Annotated in this window: 4 protein-coding genes; 3 read left to right on the top strand and 1 reads right to left on the bottom strand. The window is 51.9% G+C overall.

What is annotated here, in order from left to right; genetic code table 11:
• Positions 1-690: 690 nt before the first annotated feature.
• From QZ327_RS04370 to QZ327_RS04360, 3 genes are all read left to right on the top strand, one after another.
• The gene (locus QZ327_RS04370) at positions 691-1308 is read left to right on the top strand and encodes a DUF6621 family protein (protein WP_294617451.1); all 618 of its coding nucleotides are present in this window, start codon (positions 691-693) and stop codon (positions 1306-1308) included.
• Positions 1309-1344: 36 nt separating this feature from the next.
• A complete protein-coding gene (locus tag QZ327_RS04365; RefSeq protein WP_294617450.1) occupies positions 1345-2241 on the top strand; it encodes a LysR family transcriptional regulator in 897 nt (298 codons plus the stop codon).
• 139 nt (positions 2242-2380) lie between these two features.
• The gene (locus QZ327_RS04360) at positions 2381-3400 is read left to right on the top strand and encodes a putative sulfate exporter family transporter (RefSeq protein WP_294617449.1); all 1020 of its coding nucleotides are present in this window, start codon (positions 2381-2383) and stop codon (positions 3398-3400) included.
• Positions 3401-3566: 166 nt separating this feature from the next.
• Here the strand turns inward: QZ327_RS04360 and QZ327_RS04355 are convergent, their stop codons facing one another.
• A complete protein-coding gene (locus QZ327_RS04355; protein ID WP_294617447.1) occupies positions 3567-6179 on the bottom strand; it encodes a DUF4955 domain-containing protein in 2613 nt (870 codons plus the stop codon).
• Positions 6180-6304 lie beyond the last annotated feature (125 nt).

Genomic DNA, 6304 nt, shown 5'->3' with positions numbered 1-6304 from the left:
CGGCTTTTTCCGTCCTTGTGTGCTGCCGGCGGAAAAAAACGAAACGGAAAACGCCCATCTTGCCCACAGTCAGCGTAATAGCGAAATGTTTACAAATAAACCAGAGGGAAAGAACGCCGGAAATGCCGTGTGCGGGCATCCCGTCTTCCGGATATCGACGTCTTTTGCGAGCGGCATTGACATCGCTCGCGAGGGACATTAATGCCTGTCGCGATAGACATTAATGTCTATCACGAGCGATGTTAATGCCGCTCGGCTGAAACACTTGTATCTGTCGCTCGAAACACCTGTGTCCGACGGCTGAAACATTCGGTTTCTGCATAAACGGTGCATATCTATCGAAAATCAGAGCATATCTATCCGCACTTTATGCAACATGTTCCTGTTTCGGCAGAAAGCGGCGGGGAGGGGAGTAAGCGTAAAGGACGGTTTGCTGCCTTTTTGTCGTGAAGCGGGCGGATGACGCTTCATTTTGCCATCCGGTAGAGGGGTCGGACCGATGGGCTGTTGGTATATGGCGATACGGTAGGCGTCCGATTCTCTTTTGCTTCCGGTGCCCCCTTTCCTGTAAATGAAAGAACCGTGTGAAAAAGCAGGCTCTAAGGCTGAACAAAATTTAAGCAGGCTCTTAAACCTTCTTTTTATTTGCAAAACTTTTTATACCTTTACTCCCTCAATAAACAAGTGATTATGGAAAATGCCCAAATAAAACTTACCGAAACGGTAATGATGGTAGATGTTGCCTGCCTGAATTTTGTCATAAACGATTTGAAGAAGCATTTCGAACCGCTGTTGGGACACCCTTTGCAGACGGTGGACCTGGCGCTTCTTACCATGTATCTGGCAATGGATGCCGGTGTGCAGGGAAGCGGCAATGATGTGCAGGTGCTTTTAGTGTACGACGAGCAGTGTGGCAAGTTGGAGCACTGCCTGCCGTCCGACTTGAAAACCGAACTGGACGGGGTGGCTTTCAAGGCGGATTTGGGTGAGTTTAGTTTTATGTCCGTACCCTCCGAGGGATTTGTCTCTCGTGGCGACCTCTACATGGACCTGTTGCAGATAGTGCTGAATGCCGCCGAAGTGAAGAAACTCATAATCGTTCCTTTTGCCGAAGAGTATGGCAAAGAGGTGGAAGAAGTAGTGAGGGAAACGGTGGCGGAAAGTGCCGGACACAAAGAGGATGCGAAAGACATTGTCTGTTTCCGGATGACCGCGCCTGCCGCTCCGGCGGCGTATCGTTGGGAGCAGCTGGGCTATCCGTTGATGTCGGCATTGGGCATCCGAAGTGAGGATTTGCAACGTAGTTAATCATCTTGGTTCATCATCCTAATCCATCATTGCATCGTGAGTGATTTCCGTTTAAAAGTGTTCCGGTCTGTTGCGAAGAACCTGAGTTTTACGAAAGCTTCGCAAGAATTGTTTGTCAGCCAGCCCGCCATCACCAAACATATACAAGAGTTGGAAGCCGCTTACCGGACGCGTCTGTTCGACCGTCAGGGCAGCCGGATTTCGTTAACGGAGTCGGGCAGGTTGCTTCTGGAACATTGCGAGCGGATTTTGGAAGATTACAAACGGCTGGAATACGAAATGCACTTGCTGCACAATGAATATACGGGCGGCTTGAAGCTGGGCGCCAGCACCACCATCGCGCAGTATGTGCTGCCGCCTCTGCTTGCCACTTTTATCGGCAAGTTTCCGCAGGTCGACCTATCGTTGCTGAACGGCAATTCGCGGGAGATAGAAGCCGCTTTGCAGGAACATCGCATTGATTTGGGCTTTGTCGAAGGAGTGTTCCGGTTGCCTAATATCAAGTATACTACTTTTCTGGAAGATGAACTGGTGGCGGTGGTCCGCACGGGCAGCAAACTTGAGGTGGGAGAGGAGATAACTCCCGAAGAGCTGTTGCATCTGCCTTTGGTGCTTCGCGAGAGAGGCTCGGGCACATTGGATGTTTTTGAACGTGCCCTGTTGCAGCATAATATAAAGTTATCCTCCTTGCAGGTCTTGATGTATTTGGGAAGTACGGAGAGCATCAAGCTTTTTCTGGAGCATACCGATTGCCTGGGAATTGTTTCCGTTCGTTCCATTGCGCGTGAATTGTATTCGGGGCGCTTGCGTGTCGTCGAAATAAAAGGAATGCCCATGTTGCGCGACTTCAGTTTCGCCCAACCCCAGGGGCAGGAAGGCGGACTGGCGCAGGTGTTCATGCAGTTTGCCATGCACAATAACGATAAGTTATAGCGTATAAGTAGAAACGATTGGTACGATTGGGAAAAGAAGCCTACCTTTGCAGTGGAAAAAGGGTGTGTCGACACTCCGGCAAATGGTCGATGATATAAACAGATTTTCAATATCCACTTAATATAAAAAAACAAAAAGTATGGCTTCAAATCAAGCATTGGCGAAAGGCAACATGTCTTTCTTGCAGAACAACAACAAAATTATTTACGTTTCGCTTCTTGCTATCCTTTCTCTCTTCCTGTTTCTCGATTACATTCCGGGAATGCATGCTTATTCCGCATGGGTCACTCCGCCCGTAGCTCTGTTTCTCGGCTTGGCGTTTGCCTTGTTGTGCGGGCAGGCGCATCCGAAGTTCAATAAAAAGGTATCCAAATACCTGTTGCAGTATTCCGTGGTAGGTTTGGGTTTCGGCATGAACTTGCAGGCTTCGTTGGCTTCCGGCAAGGAGGGGATGGAGTTTACCATTATCTCCGTGGTGGGCACATTGCTCATCGGTTGGGTCATCGGCCGTAAGATGCTGAAAGTGGACCGTGACACTTCCTATCTGATCAGTTCCGGTACGGCTATTTGCGGCGGCAGCGCCATTGCGGCGGTAGGTCCGGTATTGAAGGCGAACGACAGCGAAATGTCTGTGGCTTTGGGCACTATCTTTATTCTGAATGCAATCGCACTGTTCATCTTCCCCGCGATAGGCCATGCGTTGGATATGAGCCAGCACGAGTTCGGCACATGGGCTGCCATTGCCATCCACGACACCAGTTCGGTGGTTGGTGCAGGTGCCGCTTACGGTGAAGAAGCGTTGCAGGTTGCCACCACTATCAAGCTGACCCGTGCCCTTTGGATTATTCCGTTGGCAATCGCCACCTCATTTATCTTCAAGAGCAAAGGGCAGAAAATCAGCATTCCCTGGTTTATCTTGTTCTTCGTCCTGGCGATGATTGTCAATACCTACGTGTTGGGTCTTTCCGAAACGGGCGCTTTAATCGGCGAGGGAATCAACGGCATTGCCCGCAAGACGTTGACGATAACCCTGTTCTTTATCGGCGCATCCCTGTCTCGCGATGTGTTGAAGGCAGTCGGCATCAAACCGCTTGTACAAGGCATCCTGCTTTGGGCGGTTATCAGTTTCAGTACGTTGGTCTATATTTATTGGTTCTGATTTGTTGATTTTCAAGCGAATGTAATAGAGGGTAAAGTCGAAACTCTCTTATTAACCCAATCACCCCTGTCATAGATGTCTATGGCAGGGGTGATTTGCGTGTTTGAGGTGTTTCTGTTTTACCTCGATTTTGTAGATAAGAGGGTGTTTCGCCCCCCTTTCCCGATTACTTCAGCGCCGTCAGCCACGCCGGAACGTAACCCAGGCGGTGGCGGAGTTGCGCCTCATAGAGCGAGTAAGGCTCCACGCGGTTACCCTGGCTTTCGATGCGTTTGTTTTGCGGCACATCGCTGATGAATGTTTCGGCAAAGTTGATGGACGCGCCGTGGAAACCGACAATGACGGGCGGCACGGTTTTGGTATAGCGGCTACTGTTGTCCCACCACACAAATTGGTTGTTCCAATTATCGTCATAGCCTGTACGGGTGGCATTCATGTTCCAGATAATCAGGTCGCCCAAATGGTTGGGCACCTCCGTATCGGCCCCTCCCTGGCGGCTGGGGATGAAAGCGCCGGTGCAACGGTCTATCAGCGTGGCGCGTGGTTGCGATGCGTGTGCCTCGTAGCAGGCGTCGTCTCCCCACTGCACGTTCCAGATTACCGCACCCATGCTGGGTTTGGAGACTCCGCATCCGTGGTATTGTCCGGCATTGTCCATCCATTCCGCCAACTGTCCGGCCTTAGGAATGCGGTAGCCACTGCTATGGTCGTACACCTTTCCTATAAATACGCGTGAGGAGGAGTTGGAGCGCACGGCGGAGTGTCCGCGGTTGCCGCTGATTTCGATGTCGTATGCCGAGAAGTTGGCACTGCTCACAATGGATGCCGCCTCGTTTACGCTTACAAAGCCTACCCGGCGCATCCACGAGTTGGTCAGGCGGGAGAAGTCTATCAGTTTGTAAGCACCGTCGAATGTATGCCCTTCCGGAGTGGTTACATGATGTTTGAAGCCCTCTTCAGCCTTACCCCGGAAAGTCAGGTCTTCCACGCCTACGTTCTCATAGTGGGGATATTTCCTGATTTTCCAGTTGTATTTGGCTTCCACCTTGCGCATGATAGGTTCGGCGAAGACCAGTTTGCCGTTGCTTACCGCCGTCACCTGATGATAGTCTATCACTCTGGCACCTTCGGTCTTGATACTGACATTGTCATTTAAGTCGCTGAGAGGGTGGGGCGCAATCTCTTCCGCTACGAACCCGGGGTCCTTGTTCTCTACGTAAAGGCATACCCAATCGCCCGCCTTGATGTCTTTCGTGCTGCTTACGGCAACCTCGAACGAACCTTTGGGAGCATCGCCCGTCACGTCGGCAAGGTCGGCAAGTGTTGAATAGTGCTTTATCTGGAGCATGGTGGGAACGGAGTACTCCTCTTTGTTGTCGGTTTTCCGGTTTTGGGCATCCATGCGGATAACGGTTTTCTCCTTGCCCGCTCCTTTAATCACGATATTGCCCATAGTCAGGTCTATGGTGTGGTTTACCTCGCTTTCATCTTGCAGGATGTATTCGCCTTCGGGGAAGTAGATGATGGCATTGGCGGGGCTGTTGTGCAGAAGACGCAAGGTGTACGAGTCGGCACCGCCGTTCACTCCGGCATTTTTGCTTTCCGGCATTTTCTGGACTCCCTTTATCGATGCGATGGCGTCGATAAAAGCCTGGCGGTCCGATTTTCCGTCATTGGGCACGGCTCCGAAATCGCATACATTGATAAGTTGGTATCCCTGCGCCATCAGTTCTTCCGTTTCCGGTGGCGCCACCTCTCCGTGCATGTATCCCGCATACGAGAAGTCGGGCAGCACATTGTTCTCCGAGCCGGATGCAAACTCCTTCCACGCATCGCAATAGGCGGCATCGAAAGTGGAGTTGAGCACCGTGGCAGCCAGCGTCACGGTGCGCTGATATTGCTTGGAAGAAGTGATGATGATGTTGATTTCCTCCGTTTTGGTGGCGGATGCCGTTGCCGGAGCCTTAATCAGCAGTTCGCCCTCTTCCAGCGTCACCGTCCAGCCGGAGGGAGCCTTTATCCGTGTGCGCACCACGTCGCTTGTCTCCACTTCATACGTGCGTTCTTCGTCCAGGAAGAATGTCAGCCCGCCTTCCGCTTCGCTGCCTTTTACTTTCAGGTAGAAGTTGCTGATGACGGGGAACTCTTTCGTCCCTTTGCCTGCTCCCGGCGTAAGGGACAGTTTGCCGGCGGCTTCGTTGTAAACGATGTCGCTGAACAGCGAGCTTGTCCCCGCGCCCTTGCCGCCGAATGCGGCGATACGGTTGCGTGCGGCGTCGGGCAGATAGGCGTATGTGGTGCCGCCGTCGCAAGTCATCTTCCAGAAGCCTTCGTTGTCAATCAGCAGCTGGGGAGAACGGTATGCGGCTTCTATGTCTTCCGGCGAATAGGCGTTCAGTGTCTTGCCGGACGGGTCGGTAAATTCGAGATACGTGCTCCCGTCGAAACTGTAAGACCAGTTGCCCTTTTCGGAGATTGCCACGAGGGGGAAGAGAGCGTCTACCGCTTCGCCGGTGCCGATGTGGTAGGCACTGCCGCCGGAGAGTTCCACTTTATAGCCCTTCTCCGTGGGAGTGACCCCTACGGGTATTTCGCCGGACAGTAGGCTTTGGTAGCAGAGGATAGAGGCATTCAGCCCGCCGACCGTGCTTTCGAGGGCGGCTACCTGCTCCTTCATGTACTCCGCCTGTGCCTGCCTGTCGGCATCGTCGTCGCACGATTGCAGCAGTAGCGGCAACAGGCTGCAAACGGCGGGAAGCAAAAGATGTTTGATATTCATAATTCTTTTAAGTATTAATGATTAATTACCTTATACTCACAGCTCTTTCATTTAAGGGAGTAAGATAACTCCTTCCAATTCCCTTTAATTCCCTTGAATGAAAGAGCCGTGCCTTATACTGATGT

It is taken from the genome of uncultured Bacteroides sp. (genome assembly GCF_910578895.1).
GTDB lineage: Bacteria > Bacteroidota > Bacteroidia > Bacteroidales > Bacteroidaceae > Bacteroides.
Note: the sequence above shows the minus strand (reverse complement) of the source record. Positions and strands in the feature narration are given on the sequence as shown.